Raw genomic sequence first — 13,905 nt, forward strand, 5'->3', positions numbered from 1 at the left:
GCAACGGGGCGACCGGGTTACGGGGCCGGCTGCCAGCCGCCCCCCAGCGCCTTGTAGAGGCGCACATGGTCCGCCGCGACCGCAGCGGTGGTGGTGGCCACGCTCTCTTGCGTCGAAAGCAGCGTGCGCTGCGTCTCCAGCACCGCCTGAAAATCAATGAGCCCGCTGCTGTAGCGCTGCTGCGCCAGCAAGGCGGCGTTGCGGGCTGCGTCTGCGGCAGCGGTCAGGCGCTCCAGCTTTTCGCGGTCGCCGCGCAGGGCCACCAGCGCGTTCTCCACATCCTGCAGGGCCGTGAGCACCGTGGCTTCGTAGGCCACGCGGGCCTGCTCCAGCGCGGCAGACTGCACACGCAGCTGAGCGCGGGCGGCGCCCCCATCCAGCAGCGGAATGGACACGCTGCCCAGCAAGGCACTGGTCACGGCACTGCCACCCGATAACGCCCCCAGCGTGAGAGCGCGCAGGCCCAGCGAGCCGCCGAGGGAGAAGCTGGGGTAGCGCGCCGCATCGGCCTGCGACACGCGCGCCAGGGCGGCGGCAATACGCTGCTCGGCAGCGCGCACATCGGGGCGTTGGCGCAGCGTCTCCGCCGGTATCGCCAGGGCCAGCTCTGTGGTCGGTTGCGGTACCGGCGCGCTGGCGGCCAGGGTGGCGTCGAGCGCACCGGGCACCTGCCCCGTCAGCACGGCCAGGCTGTAGCGCGACTGCGCCAGGCTGGCTTCGAGCGAGGGGATCTGCGCGGCCGTCTGCTCGACCGCTGCACGGGCCTGCTCCGTGACGAGCGAGGTGGTCAGCCCGGCCTGCAGGCGCCACTGCGTGAGCTGCAGGGTCTCCTGCTGGCTGGCCAGGTTGCTGCGCGCAATGGCCAGGCGCTGCTGCAGCCCGCGCAGCTCGATGTAGTTGACGGCCACCTCGGCGGCCAGCGATACCTGCACGTCGGCCAGGCTGGCCTCTGCCGCGCGCGCATCGGCCTCGCTGGCGTTCACGCCGCTGCGCAGGCGGCCAAACACATCGGGCTCCCAGCTTGCATCGAAACCAGCCTGGAAGGTATTGCCCGTGCTGTTGCTCGCGCGGCTGCGCTGCGCCGAGGCGGATGCGCCCACGCTGGGCAGCAGCCCGGCCGATTGCACATCTACCTGCGCACGCGCCTGCTGCAGCGAAGCCTGGGCAGTGCGCACGCTGGTGTTGGCGCGCAAGGCTTGCTCGACCAGCGTGGTGAGCACTGCATCGTCAAGCCGCTGCCACCACTGGGCAAGGGATGTAGTTGCAGCCGCTTGCGAGGCACCGTTACCTCCCGAAGACCAAGCCGAAGGAACGGCCACCTGGGGCAAGGTGTCGTCGGTGGGTGCCAGGCTGGCACACCCGGTGGCGAGCAGCACGCACACAATCAGGGCCGTTTGCCTCCACGGCGCAGCGCGCACAACGTGCGCTGTGCGAGCAGTGGGAGCGCCTGGAGAGGCCGGTGGGAGAAAACGCATGGGCAATGGCTACGCAGGGGAAAACCCCATTGTGAGCAGCGATTGCGCAGCCAAGGTACCGACTGGGTCAAGCCCGCGTAAAGAATTGATGCAAGTCAACGATCACTGGGCGGCCGCGACGACGCAGCCTGCACCTCAAACACATGGGCCTGCAGTGCCGCACAACGGGCACAGCCCGCCTGTGGCCAGGTCGTCGGTCAGTGCGCGCGCAGCGACTCGTCGCGCAGCAACACCACCGGCGCAAAAGCCCGGGCCCGGTATTCGCTGGGGCTGCAGCCCACATGCGCGCGAAACGCCCGGCTGAAATGCGCGCTGTTGCTGAAGCCCCAGGACAGCGCAATGTCGGTGACCGAGCGCTGTGCGTGCGCAGGGTGGCGCAGGTCGCGCAGGCAGGCCTCCAGGCGGCGGCGCTGGATCATGGCGGCCAGGGTTTCTGCGTCGTCGGCCACCGCGTTGTACAGGTGCCGCTTGCTGCAGTTGAGCGCCTGGGCCATGCGGTCGATGGTGAGGTCTGGGTCGCCCAGATGGCGGTCGATGTACTGGCTGATGCGGTCACGCAGGGCCTCGCGCTGCGACAGCAGGCTTTGCTGGCCGTTGCGCTCCAGCAGCGACAGCTGCACCAGGTGCGTGATCACATCGGCCACACCGTCTGCGGCCGCGTCGGACATGGTGGGCAGCTCGGCAAACGCGGCGCGCATGGTGTCCCACGCGAGGCGCGACACGCCCGTGGTGCCCGAGAAGCGCTGCACCATGAGGTCGTCGAGCTTGAGCTTGCGCTCGGGCAGCTGTTCCTTGGGGATCATCAGCACCATCTGCCGCACGGCCTCGGGGTTGCTCACGGCGTAGGCGCGCGTGGTGTCGTACACGCTCCACTCGCCGGGCGACAGCCACACCTGGCGGCCGTTTTGCTCAAAGCAGGCCCGCCCTTCGAGCTGCGCCACCACCTTGATGTAGGCCCGGTCGCTGCCCCGGATGAGGCTGGGGGTGCGCACCACGCGGTGGCGGCTCACATCCAGCTGGCACAGGTTCACATAGCCCGCCTGGCCCGAGGTGATGTGGCCCGCAAAGGCATCGTCGCCAAACGCATCGGACTCCAGCCCGCCAATGAGGCGCCACACGGCATCGCCCCACAGGTGCAGGCGTTCGCGCGCGGGCACGGCGTCGGTGGATACCTCGGTCAATGATTGGGCCATGGTGTCTCCAGGCGGTTGGGCGCAAGCCGGATCGTTATGCCCCTGAATTATCCGGCGCCCCGTTACCCCGTGCCACCGAGGGAAATTCGGGTAAACCCGCTGCCGCCTGCACGCTGAGGCAAGCGTTTTGTGCACGCTCAGCGCAGCGCGCTGGGGCCCGTCTCCCTACGATTCTTGGCACGGCGTGCACCACGCACGCCCCATCCGAGGAGACACACAATGACAGCACACCAACCCTCCAAGCGCCAGTGGATCAAGGGCGCCGCCGCCACGGTCGGCACCCTGGCCGTGGCACCCCAGCTGTGGGCCCAGGGCAACAGCGCGGCATCCGTGCGCATCGGTTATGCCATTGCCCGCACCGGCCCCTGGGCGGCCGGTGCCCAGGTCAGCCAGGAGCCCAACTACCTGCTGTGGGCCGAACAGGTGAATGCAGCGGGCGGCCTGAGCGTGAAGGGCACCAAGCGCCCTATTGAACTCATCGGCTACGACGACCGCAGCGAGACCGAGACCTGTGTGCGCACCTACGAAAAGCTGATGGGCAGCGACAAGGTGGACCTGATCCTGCCGCCCTGGGGTTCGGGTGCCAACTTCGCCATCGCACCGCTGGCCAACCGCTTTGGCTACCCGCTGCTGGCGCCCACGGCGCTGTCGCGCAAGCTGATCGACATGAACCTGCCCTACTTCTTCTCGCTGCTGCAGCAGCCCGACAAGATGATGGGCGCGCTGGTGGACATGCTGGTGGCCAACAACGTCAAGACCATTGCCATCGTCTACATGGACGACCTGTTTGGCCTGGAAAACTTTGCCGCGCTGAACAACGCGCTCAAGAAGACCAGCATCCAGGTGGTGGAGCGCAAGAGCTACCCGCTGGGCGTGAAGGACCTGGCCCCCGTGCTGCGCGGCATCAAGGACCAGAACCCCGACGCGTTCATCGGCATCACCTACCCGCCCGACACCATCCTGGCCAGCCGCCAGGCGCGCGAGGTGGGGCTGAACCCCAGGTTCTTCTACGCCTCGGTGGGCACGGCCTTCCAGCTCTACAAGAACGTGATGCAGGCCAACACCGAGGGCGTGATCGGCATGGGCTCGTGGAGCGTGAAGACCAGCCCCGAGGCCAAGGCGTACTTCGACGCCCACGTGAAGAAGTTCAACAAGGAACCCGACCGCTGGGCCAGCGGCCACGCCTGGGCGGGCCTGCAGATCCTTCAGCAGGCCGTGGAAAAGGCGGGCCTGGACCGCAAAGCGCTGCGCGAGCACATCGCCAAGAACGAGTTCCAGACCATCCTGGGCGCCATCCGCTTCCAGGGCAGCGAGAACGCATCCATCCCCGGCACCGTGAGCCAGTGGCAAGGCAACGACTTTGAGGTGGTGTGGCCCAAGGACCGGGCCACGGCGCAGTTGAACACCAGTAAACCTGCGTGGAAATAACAAAGTGTCTTTGACCTCCTGGGCCGAACTGGTCGCCAGTGGCCTCATTACCGGCGGCATCTACGCGCTGGTGGCCATGGGCCTGAACCTGCAGTACGGGCTGATGCGCATCATGAACATCTCGCATGGCGAGTTCCTGATGCTCGGCGCCTTCCTCACCTGGTCGGCGCACACCCTGTGGGGCATCTCGCCGCTGCTGCTCATGCCGCTGGCCTTCATCGTGCTGTTTGCGCTGGGCGTGGTGGTGCATGCGCTGTGCTTCAAGCGCCTGGCCGCCCGCGCGCCCAATGTGGACGTGTTCGAGGCGCGCAGCCTGATGGTGGGCTTTGGCCTGATGTTCCTGGTGCAGAACACCGCTCTCTTGATCTGGGGCGGTGACCTGCGCGGGTACGAATACCTGGCCGACCCGGTGCAGATCGCGGGCATGCGCTTCACCGAGAACAAGCTGGTGCTGTTTGGCGTGGCGCTGGCGCTATCCGCAGGTTTGATCGCGCTGCTCAAGCTCACGCTGCTGGGCAAGGCCGTGCGAGCGCTGATGCAGTCGCCCACGGGCGCGCAGCTGGTGGGCATCAACACGCGGCGGCTGCACCCGATGATGTTCGGCATTGGCCTGGGCCTCTCGGGCGTGGCGGGGGCGTTGCTGTCGATGACGTATGAGATTTCTCCATCGATGGGCGAGCCCTACACCGTCACCGCGCTCATCGTCATCACGCTGGGCGGCTTTGGCAGCCTGGCGGGCAGCCTGGCTGGCGGCCTACTGCTGGGTGTGGTCGAGGCGCTGGGCATGCATTTCAGCAGCCCGTCTCTCAAGATGCTGCTGAGTTATGCAGTGTTCATCGGCGTGCTCATCTGGCGCCCCAACGGACTGTTCTCCAAAAAATGACCGCTCTCTATTCCAATAAGCCCTGGCTGGCGCTGGCTGCGGGGGTGGCGGTGGTCGCCACCCTGCCCTGGCTGGTGTCCGAGTTCATGGCATCGGTGCTGCTCAGCTGCCTGATGTACATCGCGCTGGCCACCAGCTGGTCGCTGTTCTGCGGCGCCACGCGTTACCTGTCGCTGGCCACATCGGCCTTCTTTGGTGTGGGTGCGTACACCAGCGCCATGCTGCTGGGCGTGCTGCCCTGGCCTCTGGTGATTCTGAGCGGCGCGCTGATCGCCACCGCCGTGGCCGTGGTGATGGGCGCGGCGGTGCTGCACCTGCGCGGCACCTACTTTGCGGTGCTCACCTTCGGCATGACGGAGCTGATCCGCCACGCCGTGACCTTTGTGGAAAAGCAGGTGTCCGGTACCGTGGGGCGCGTGCTCACGGTGGTGCCCAGCAACGAGACGGTGTACCTCACGGTGCTGCTGATTGCAGCGGGCGCCATTGCCACGGCGATTGCCATCCAGCGCAGCCGCTTTGGTCTGGCACTCTCGGGCATTGGTGCCGACGAGCAGCGCGCGCAAACGCTGGGCGTGGACACGCGCCTGGCCAAGATCGCGGGCTTTGGCATCACCGCCGCCTTTGCAGGCGCCGTGGGCGCAGCCATGGCGGTGCGCTGGACCTACATCGAGCCCGCAGCCGTATTCAGCCCCTTCATCGGCTTCCAGACCGTGCTGATCGCGCTGATCGGCGGCGCCACCAGCCTGGGCGGCCCCATCCTGGCGGCCATCGTGTTCAGCCTGCTGGCCGAAACGCTGCGCCTGCAGCTGCCCTATGGCTACATGATGGTGCTGGGCCTGCTGCTGATTTTGTGCGTGATGTACCTGCCCAATGGCCTGGCCACCCTGTGGCAACGGCGCAAACCTGCGGTGGAGGCACACCATGGCTGAAGCCCTGTTGACCATCGACGCCGTGACCGTGCGCTTTGGCGGCCTGACTGCCGTGGACGGCGTGAGCGCCACGCTGCACACGGGCGAACTCATCGGCATCATCGGCCCCAACGGTGCGGGCAAGACCACGTTCTTCAACGCCATCTCGGGCGTGCAGCCGCCCACATCGGGCACGCTGCACAGCGGCGCCGACAACCTCACCGGCAAGGGCCCGCACCACTACGCGGCCCACGGCATTGCGCGCACTTTTCAGACGCCGCGCGTGTTCCCCGACATGACGGTGCGCGACAACGTGCGCTTTGGCATGCAGTTCGCAGGCCGCCACCGTCAGGGGCCGGATGGCCTGCGCAGCGAAGGCGAGATCCTGGCCATGCTGGGCCTGGCCCATCTGGCCGACCGCCCGGCTGCGGACGTGACGCCTTCGCAGCAGCGCCTGCTGGAGATTGGCATGGCCCTGGGCACGCGCCCGCGCCTGCTGCTGCTCGACGAGGTGGCTGCGGGCCTGACCGAGGCCGAGGTGGACGCCATGGCCCAGCGCATCCGCCGCCTGCGCGACGACTGGGGCCTGACGGTGGTGTGGATCGAGCACGCGGTGACCACGCTGCTGAAGTACGTGGAGCGCGTGCTGGTGCTGCACCAGGGCCGCAAGATCGCCGACGGCACGCCCGCCGAGGTGGTGCGTGACCCGCACGTGATCGAAGCCTATCTGGGTGACGAAATGGCAACCCCCAGCGAAGGAGCCACGGCATGAGCGGCGCCCACCTCACCGTGCAGAACCTGACCACGGGCTACCACGGCTTTCAGGTGCTGCAAGACCTGTCGCTGCAGGCCGCACCCGGCATCACCGTCATCGTAGGCCCCAACGGCGCGGGCAAGACCACGCTGCTCAAGGCCCTGGCCGGGCTGCTGCCGCGCACGGGCACCGTGGCGCTGGACGGCACCGATCTGCCCGCGATGAACGCCACCGCCTGCGTGCAACGCGGCCTGGCACTGGTGGCCGAGGGCCGCCAGCTGTTCCCGCAAATGACGGTGACCGAGAACCTAGAGCTGGGCGGCTGGCTGGTGCCATCACGGGTGCGGGCCGAGCGGTTGCACCAGGCGTTCGAAGACTTCCCGCGCCTCAAGGAACGCGCCACGCAGCTCGCGGGCACCATGAGCGGCGGCGAGCAGCAGATGGTGGCCGTGGCCCGCGCGATGATGAGCGGCCCACGCCTTCTGATGCTGGACGAGCCCTCGCTGGGACTGGCGCCGCGCATGGTCGATGAGCTGCTGGCCATCGTGCAGCGCATTGCTGCGCAGGGCGTGACGGTGCTCATGGTCGAGCAGAACGTGCGCAAGGCCCTCCAGATCGCACAGTGCGGCTATGTGCTGGAGCGCGGACGCATCGTGGCGTCTGGCGCGGCCGCTGACCTGCTGCAGTCCGACGTGGTGCGCCAAGCCTATCTTGGCGTCGCTTGAATACCTTTCCCCCCTTCTTTTTCATCTGTTCTTCTTCAGGAGCTTTCATCCATGACTGCCATTTCCATGCTGATCAACGGCGAGCGCGTGCAAGCCACCGGCGGCGCCACGTTTGAGCGCCGCAACCCGCTCGATGGCTCGGTCGCCACCACGGCCCCCGCCGCCAGCGTGGCCGATGCCAAGGCCGCTGCCGACGCAGCCGCCAAGGCCTTCCCGGCCTGGTCCGCCCTGGGGCCCAACGCACGCCGTGCGCTGCTGCTCAAGGCCGCGCACGCGCTGGAGGCCCGCACGGCCGACTTTGCCGTGGCCATGGCGGCCGAGACGGGCGCATCCGGCATGTGGGCCGGCTTCAACGTGCACCTGGCTGCGGGTCTGCTGCAGGAAGCCGCCGCGCTGACCACGCAGATCGCGGGTGAGGTGATCCCGTCCGACGTGCCCGGCAGCCTGGCCATGGGCGTGCGCCAGGCGGCGGGCGTGGTGCTGGGTATTGCGCCGTGGAACGCTCCGGTCATCCTCGGTGTGCGTGCCATCGCCACGCCACTGGCCTGCGGCAACACGGTGATCCTGAAAGGCTCGGAGCTGTGCCCCGCCACGCACGGTCTCATCATCGAGGCGCTGCAAGAGGCTGGATTGCCCGCTGGGGTGGTGAACTTTGTGACCAACGCCCCGGCCGATGCCGGTGCGGTGGTCGAGGCCATCGTGGCCCACCCGGCAGTGCGCCGCATCAACTTCACCGGCTCCACCAAGGTGGGCCGCATCATTGCGCAGACCTGCGCCAAGTACCTCAAACCCGTGGTGCTGGAGCTGGGCGGCAAGGCCCCGCTGCTGGTGCTGGATGACGCGGACATCGACGCCGCCGTGGCGGGCACCGTGTTTGGCGCATTCGCCAACTCGGGCCAGATCTGCATGTCCACCGAACGCATCATCGTGGACAACGCCGTGGCCGACGAGTTTGTGGCCAAGCTGGGCGAGCGCGCCAAGGCCCTGCCCCTGGGCGACCCGCGCAAGGGCCCGGTGGTGCTGGGCTCGGTGGTGGACATGGCCACGGTGCACCGCTGCAACGCCCTCATCGACGACGCACTGGCCAAGGGCGCCAAGCTGGTCTGCGGCGGCAAGAGCGACAGTACCTTGATGCAGGCCACGGTGCTCGACCATGTCACGGCCGCAATGGACATCTACCGCGAAGAGTCGTTCGGACCCGTCAAGCCCGTGGTGCGCGTGAACGGCGTGGAGGAAGCCATTGCCTGCGCCAACGACAACGAGTTCGGCCTGTCGTCCGCCGTGTTCAGCCGCGATGTGGCCAAGGCCTGGAACGTGGCGGCGCGCATCGAATCGGGCATCTGCCACGTCAACGGCCCCACGGTGCACGACGAAGGCCAGATGCCCTTTGGCGGCGTGAAGAGCTCGGGCTATGGCCGCTTTGGCGGCATGGCCGGGGTGCGTGAGTTCACCGAACTGCGCTGGATCACAGTGCAGACCACTCCCCGCCACTACCCCTTCTGAAGTTCAAAAAAGATAGCTGCTAGCGCTTTCTGGACAAGCGCTAGCGGCCACTTTCACCTAAACATCAAACTGTGATCGCATCCAGCGGCCAGCGAGGCTTCACGTCAAACGCGTAGTCGGTATTGGCCTGCTGCTGCCCGGCCTGTAGGCGCATGGCTGCCGCCATGGCAATCATGGCGCCGTTGTCGGTGCACAGGTGCAGCTCGGGGTAGTGCACGCGCACCTTGGCTGCGGCGCAGGCCGCGTTGAGCTGGGCGCGCAGATGCCGGTTGGCGCCCACGCCACCGGCGACCACCACGCGCTTCAGGCCGGTCTGCTTGAGGGCGGCCAGGGTCTTCTTCACCAGCACTTCGACAATCGCGGCCTCGGTGCTCGCCGCCAGGTCGGCCTTGCGCGCTTCGAGTTCGTCGCCCAGCTTCTTGGCCTGCGTGAGCACGGCCGTCTTGAGTCCGGCAAACGAAAAATCCAGATCACCGCTGTGCAGCAAAGGCCGTGGCAGCTTGAAGGCCGTGGCACTGCCCTGCTCGGCCAGACGAGAGAGCGCTGGGCCACCCGGGTAGCCCAGGCCCATGAGCTTGGCGGACTTGTCGAATGCCTCGCCCGCAGCGTCGTCAATGGTCTCACCCAGAATCTCGTAGCGGCCCACGCCATCCACACGCATCAGCTGGGTGTGGCCGCCCGAAACGAGCAGGGCCACAAAGGGAAATTCCGGTGGGTCGGCACTGAGGAAGGGCGACAGCAAATGCCCCTCCAGGTGGTGCACCCCCAGCACCGGCTTGTTGAGCGCCGCGCCCAGCGCACAGGCCACGCCCGCGCCCACCAGTAGCGCCCCCGCTAGGCCCGGGCCGCGCGTGTAGGCCACCACGTCCACATCGGCCAGCGTCTGGCCGGACTCGGCCAGCACCTCTTTGGCCAGCGGCAGCACACGGCGAATGTGGTCGCGGCTGGCCAGCTCTGGCACCACGCCACCATAGGCCTGGTGCATCTCGATCTGGCTGTGCAGCGCGTGCGATAGCAGCGTAGGCACAGCATCGCCCGTAGAACGGACCAATGCCACGCCGGTTTCGTCGCACGAAGATTCAATACCCAGGATCAGCAAACTCATGCCCCGAGTGTAAAACCCGGGGCTGATCCGTCCTTGCAGGGCTGTTTACCAGCGGTCCGACCGCATGCGCAGTTCCCAGTTGCCGCTGCGCAGCTCGTACACCCCCACGGCGCCGTAGCGTTGCTCGCCCTTGTCGTCCCAGGTCATGGTGCCGATCACCGGGGCGTAGCCGTTGATGCTGTGCAGGGCCTTAGTGATGTCCTTGGGGTCGGCGGACTTGGCTTTCTGGATGGCGGCCGAGAGCACGTAGGTGCTGTCATAGCTGTAGTGGCCGCCGTAGGCTGGGGGCTTCTTGAAAGCGGCGATGTACTTTTCGAGGAAGGGCTTGCCGGTGGTGAACTCCTTGGCTTCCAGCACGGGCGATGTGGCGTAGAGCCCCTGCACGATGCCCGCGCCCTTGGTCATGTCGGTGGTCTTGATGGTGTCGCCACCCAGCAGGCTGACCTTGGTGTGGTCTACCTTCTTGAGCGATTCGAGCAGCGCCAGGGCCTGGAAGTCGTTGAGGGTCGAGACGATCACCTCCACATTGGCCGCCTTGAGTTCACCAGCCAGTTCGTCAAAGGCCACGGTCTTGTCGTCGAACGACTTGCGCACCACCACTTCTTTTTTCTCGGCCTTGAGCTGCGCGGCAGCACCGTCGGCCAGGCCCTTGCCGTAGGGCGTGCCATCGTCCAGCGCGGCGTAGCGATTGGCGCCCAGCTGCGTGGCGGCAAACGAGCCGATGGCGCGCGCCTGCAGGGTGTCGTTGGCCACCATGCGGAACGTGGTAGGGAACCCAAGCTGCGTGAACTTGGGGTTGGTCGAGATGGCGATCTGTGGAATGTCTTTGGCGGCATAGATGGGGGCGGTCTCGATGCTCACGCCCGAGTTGAGGTGGCCCACCACGGCCACCACGCCCGCATCCACCAGCTGCTGCGCCACAGCCTTGCCGGTGGTGGCGTCGGCCTTGTCGTCCACGGACACGACCTCCAGCGTCACGCGTTTGCCGTCCACGGTATAGCCGGACTTGTTGAGTTCATCCACCGCCAGCTTCACGCCGTTGAGCAGATCCTGCCCCAGGGCGCCCAGCGGGCCAGAGAGGGGCTGCGCTACACCAATTTTGATGGTGTCCGGCACCTTGCCGCATCCGGTCAGGAGTGCGGCAGTCGCCACTGCGGTCAAGGCCATGCTGGCCGAGAAGCGGCGCCGGTTGATGTGCTTGTTCATGCAAAAAACTCCATTTCAGTGTGACTGTGTGTGCAGATGTATATGCGACGCCCTGCTGGGCGGGCTACCGGGTATGCCCTCCCACGGTGTCAGTATTAGCAACTTTCAGGCCCTGTAACGGCGGCCAGTACCGCGAGGCGCAGCGGGCCTGTGGCCGGGATAACCCGGAGCGCAGGGGGGCTGCAAGGGCCCTCGGAGGGTGTGCACCACCCCGGCGCACCAATTTGTGGCGTAAAAATTGCTTATCCTCGCCGGTATGAATGAGGCTTTGCGCATCGTGGTGGTGGCCCCGGATCTGGCAGTCGCCGACCCTGACGACGAACACGCCGTGGAACAGGCGGAGCGGTCGCGGGCGCTGCGCATCGGGCTGCTGGAGAACAACTTCAACCTGGTGGCCACGCTGCCCGCCGATGTGTTCCTGAGCGAGCGCATCGCCCAGTTGCAGCCCGACCTGATCATCGTGGACGCCGAGAGCGAAGCCCGCGACGCGCTGGAGCATGTGGTGATGGCCACGCGCGACGAGCGCCGCCCCATCGTGATGTTCACCAACGATGAGGACACCTCGCACGTCAAGGATGCGGTGGCAGCGGGCGTGTCTGCATACATCGTGGCGGGGCTGGCACCCCAGCGCATCCGGCCCATCCTGGACGTGGCCATGGCCCGCTTCCAGCACGAACAGGCGTTGCGTGCCGAGCTGGCCGATGCCAAGACCGAGCTGCGCGACCGCAAGACCATCGACCGCGCCAAAGGCCTGCTGATGCAGCGCCAGGGCCTGACCGAACAGGCCGCCTACGAAAAGCTGCGCAAGACGGCCATGGACAAGGGCCTGAAGCTGGTGGATGTGGCGCAGCGCATGCTGGATGTGATGGATCTGCTGGGGTAAAACCAGAGAACTACCCCCTGAGCGGCTGCGCCGCTTCCCCCTTCTCTCGAATGACTGCGTCATTCGGGAAGGGGGACGATGCCCTCGCACGCAAGCAAAGCGCCGCATACGCGGCTCGGCGGCCATTGCTTGGCATCCCTCGCCTAGGCCGCGCCCAATTCCAAGGTCCCTCCCAAATGGTGCGCCGCACAAAGGCAGTGCGACCACCCTCATCGCAACACAAACGCTCCTACCGCAAGCCCCGCAGGCGTGTAGCGCTTATCGATCAAGCGCAAACAGCTATCCATTCCATAGCATCCAGCGCTCCAACATGGCGCAACACGCGCTGGCACGCGCTTTGCATTGCACAGTGCAAGACCAATGCAGGTCTGACCACTGACAGCACTGACCCAACGGCGGGCCGGTGCTGGCAAGGAGCCCCGGACCCGTTCCAAGCTCCACCACGGACAAAGGCGTCCCCACCCGCTCCCGGCGTTGCTTTGATGCAGCCAGCCAGGCGCGGTGTGAGGACGCCTTTTTTGTTTTTCACGCCACCAGGGATGCCCCATGACCGATCTGTTGAAAACCAGCCTCAACCGCCGCACCGTGCTGCAGGCCGCCACCGTGGGCGCTGTGGGTGTAAGCCCCGCGCTGCGCGCACTCGTCCACGCAGCGGGCTCCGACGCCCCCGAGAAGAAGGAAGTCAAGATCGGCTTCATCCCGCTGACCGACTGCGCCAGCGTGGTCATGGCCTCGGTGCTGGGCTTTGACAAGAAATACGGCGTGACCATCGTCCCCAACAAGGAAGCCAGCTGGGCCGGCGTGCGCGACAAGCTGGTCAACGGCGAACTGGACTTTGCCCACGTGCTCTACGGCCTGGTCTATGGCGTGCACCTGGGCACCGCCGGTCCCAAGAAGGACATGGCCGTGCTGATGAACCTGAACAACAACGGCCAAGCCATCACCCTCTCCAAAGCCCTGGCCGACAAGGGTGCGGTGGACGGCCCATCCCTGGCCAAGCTCATGGCCAGCGAGAAGCGCGAATACACGTTTGCGGGCACCTTCCCCACCGGCACCCACGCGATGTGGATGCACTACTGGCTGGCGGCTGCGGGCATCAACCCGCTGTCGGGCGCCAAGCTCATCACCGTGCCGCCGCCGCAGATGGTGGCCAACATGCGCGTGGGCAACATGGACGGCTTTTGCGTGGGCGAGCCCTGGAACCACCGCGCCATCATGGACGGCATCGGCATCACGGCCAACACCACGCAGGACATCTGGAAGGACCACCCCGAGAAGGTGCTGGGCACCACGGCCGAGTTCGTCAAGAAGTACCCCAACACCACGCGCGCCGTGATGATGGCCGTACTCGAAGCCAGCCAGTGGATCGATGCCAGCCTGTCCAACAAGATGAAGATGGCCGAGACCGTGGCCGGCAAGGCGTATGTGAACACCGGTGTGGACGCCATCAACCAGCGCATCCTGGGCCGCTACCAGAACGGCCTGGGCAAGACCTGGGACGACCCCAACCACATGAAGTTCTTCAACGACGGCGCGGTGAACTTCCCCTATCTGTCAGACGGCATGTGGTTCCTCACCCAGCACAAGCGCTGGGGCCTGCTCAAGAGCCACCCCGACTACCTGGCCGTGGCCAAGGAGGTCAATCAGGTCGATCTGTACAAGTCGGTGGCCAGCGCCATGAAGATCAGCGTGCCCAAGGATGTGCTGCGCACCAGCAAGCTCATCGACGGCGTGGTGTGGGACGGCAAGGACCCCGCCAAGTACGCCGACGGCTTCAAGATCAAGGCCTGACGGCAACCCTGCCCCAGCGCCCGCCCGGCCACCCCGCAAGCAAGCCCTGCA

Annotated in this window: 12 protein-coding genes; 8 read left to right on the forward strand and 4 right to left on the reverse strand. The window is 66.6% G+C overall.

Annotated features, from left to right (window positions below; translation table 11 throughout):
• Nucleotides 1-17 precede the first annotated feature (17 nt).
• Both DNK89_RS09375 and DNK89_RS09380 read right to left on the reverse strand, forming a co-directional pair.
• A complete protein-coding gene (locus DNK89_RS09375) occupies nucleotides 18-1,376 on the reverse strand; it encodes an efflux transporter outer membrane subunit (RefSeq protein ID WP_203422239.1) in 1,359 nt (452 codons plus the stop codon).
• Between the two features lie 296 nt (nucleotides 1,377-1,672).
• Nucleotides 1,673-2,668 carry a helix-turn-helix domain-containing protein gene (locus DNK89_RS09380; RefSeq protein ID WP_110959877.1) on the reverse strand — a complete coding sequence of 332 codons (996 nt, stop codon included), beginning with the start codon at nucleotides 2,666-2,668 and terminating at the stop codon, nucleotides 1,673-1,675.
• Between the two features lie 219 nt (nucleotides 2,669-2,887).
• Here DNK89_RS09380 and DNK89_RS09385 point away from each other — a divergent pair, with 219 nt between their 5' ends.
• From DNK89_RS09385 to DNK89_RS09410, 6 genes are read left to right on the forward strand one after another with little or no spacing between them, the layout of a single operon-like run.
• Nucleotides 2,888-4,096, forward strand: coding sequence for an amino acid ABC transporter substrate-binding protein (locus DNK89_RS09385; RefSeq protein ID WP_110959878.1), 1,209 nt, complete (start codon nucleotides 2,888-2,890; stop codon nucleotides 4,094-4,096).
• A 4-nt stretch (nucleotides 4,097-4,100) separates the two neighbouring features.
• Nucleotides 4,101-4,979, forward strand: a complete 879-nt coding sequence (locus tag DNK89_RS09390) for a branched-chain amino acid ABC transporter permease (protein WP_110959879.1) — start codon at nucleotides 4,101-4,103, stop codon at nucleotides 4,977-4,979.
• The gene (locus DNK89_RS09395; protein WP_110959880.1) at nucleotides 4,976-5,908 is read left to right on the forward strand and encodes a branched-chain amino acid ABC transporter permease; all 933 of its coding nucleotides are present in this window, start codon (nucleotides 4,976-4,978) and stop codon (nucleotides 5,906-5,908) included. Before DNK89_RS09390 ends, DNK89_RS09395 begins: the two co-directional genes overlap by 4 nt.
• The gene (locus DNK89_RS09400) at nucleotides 5,901-6,659 is read left to right on the forward strand and encodes an ABC transporter ATP-binding protein (RefSeq protein WP_110959881.1); all 759 of its coding nucleotides are present in this window, start codon (nucleotides 5,901-5,903) and stop codon (nucleotides 6,657-6,659) included. The genes DNK89_RS09395 and DNK89_RS09400 overlap by 8 nt, the downstream gene beginning before the upstream one ends.
• Nucleotides 6,656-7,366 (forward strand): ABC transporter ATP-binding protein, encoded by a 711-nt coding sequence (locus tag DNK89_RS09405; RefSeq protein ID WP_110959882.1) that lies wholly within the window; start codon nucleotides 6,656-6,658, stop codon nucleotides 7,364-7,366. Before DNK89_RS09400 ends, DNK89_RS09405 begins: the two co-directional genes overlap by 4 nt.
• 51 nt (nucleotides 7,367-7,417) lie before the next feature.
• Nucleotides 7,418-8,869 carry an aldehyde dehydrogenase gene (locus DNK89_RS09410; protein ID WP_110959883.1) on the forward strand — a complete coding sequence of 484 codons (1,452 nt, stop codon included), beginning with the start codon at nucleotides 7,418-7,420 and terminating at the stop codon, nucleotides 8,867-8,869.
• 64 nt (nucleotides 8,870-8,933) lie between these two features.
• Here the strand turns inward: DNK89_RS09410 and tsaD are convergent, their stop codons facing one another.
• Entirely contained in the window at nucleotides 8,934-9,974 is a 1,041-nt protein-coding gene (gene tsaD / locus DNK89_RS09415) for a tRNA (adenosine(37)-N6)-threonylcarbamoyltransferase complex transferase subunit TsaD (protein ID WP_110959884.1), read from the reverse strand.
• A 45-nt stretch (nucleotides 9,975-10,019) separates the two neighbouring features.
• Complete coding sequence (locus DNK89_RS09420) at nucleotides 10,020-11,180, reverse strand: branched-chain amino acid ABC transporter substrate-binding protein (RefSeq protein ID WP_060986569.1); 1,161 nt, start codon at nucleotides 11,178-11,180, stop codon at nucleotides 10,020-10,022.
• A gap of 256 nt (nucleotides 11,181-11,436) precedes the next feature.
• Here DNK89_RS09420 and DNK89_RS09425 point away from each other — a divergent pair, with 256 nt between their 5' ends.
• Together DNK89_RS09425 and DNK89_RS09430 are read left to right on the forward strand one after the other, a co-directional pair.
• Nucleotides 11,437-12,063 (forward strand): ANTAR domain-containing response regulator, encoded by a 627-nt coding sequence (locus DNK89_RS09425; protein ID WP_015015144.1) that lies wholly within the window; start codon nucleotides 11,437-11,439, stop codon nucleotides 12,061-12,063.
• Nucleotides 12,064-12,609: 546 nt separating this feature from the next.
• Entirely contained in the window at nucleotides 12,610-13,854 is a 1,245-nt protein-coding gene (locus tag DNK89_RS09430; protein WP_110959885.1) for a CmpA/NrtA family ABC transporter substrate-binding protein, read from the forward strand.
• Nucleotides 13,855-13,905 lie beyond the last annotated feature (51 nt).

This window comes from Acidovorax sp. ST3 (assembly GCF_003231145.1).
Classification (GTDB): Bacteria; Pseudomonadota; Gammaproteobacteria; order Burkholderiales; family Burkholderiaceae_C; genus Acidovorax.

What these genes read in the sequence shown, in the direction of transcription:
- DNK89_RS09405 (WP_110959882.1), top strand. Translation starts at nt 6,656, where the DNA reads ATGAGCGGCGCCCACCTCACCGTGCAGAACCTGACCACGGGCTACCAC.
- DNK89_RS09420 (WP_060986569.1), bottom strand. Translation starts at nt 11,180, where the DNA reads ATGAACAAGCACATCAACCGGCGCCGCTTCTCGGCCAGCATGGCCTTG.
- DNK89_RS09395 (WP_110959880.1), top strand. Translation starts at nt 4,976, where the DNA reads ATGACCGCTCTCTATTCCAATAAGCCCTGGCTGGCGCTGGCTGCGGGG.
- DNK89_RS09385 (WP_110959878.1), top strand. Translation starts at nt 2,888, where the DNA reads ATGACAGCACACCAACCCTCCAAGCGCCAGTGGATCAAGGGCGCCGCC.
- DNK89_RS09425 (WP_015015144.1), top strand. Translation starts at nt 11,437, where the DNA reads ATGAATGAGGCTTTGCGCATCGTGGTGGTGGCCCCGGATCTGGCAGTC.
- tsaD (WP_110959884.1), bottom strand. Translation starts at nt 9,974, where the DNA reads ATGAGTTTGCTGATCCTGGGTATTGAATCTTCGTGCGACGAAACCGGC.
- DNK89_RS09400 (WP_110959881.1), top strand. Translation starts at nt 5,901, where the DNA reads ATGGCTGAAGCCCTGTTGACCATCGACGCCGTGACCGTGCGCTTTGGC.
- DNK89_RS09410 (WP_110959883.1), top strand. Translation starts at nt 7,418, where the DNA reads ATGACTGCCATTTCCATGCTGATCAACGGCGAGCGCGTGCAAGCCACC.
- DNK89_RS09430 (WP_110959885.1), top strand. Translation starts at nt 12,610, where the DNA reads ATGACCGATCTGTTGAAAACCAGCCTCAACCGCCGCACCGTGCTGCAG.
- DNK89_RS09380 (WP_110959877.1), bottom strand. Translation starts at nt 2,668, where the DNA reads ATGGCCCAATCATTGACCGAGGTATCCACCGACGCCGTGCCCGCGCGC.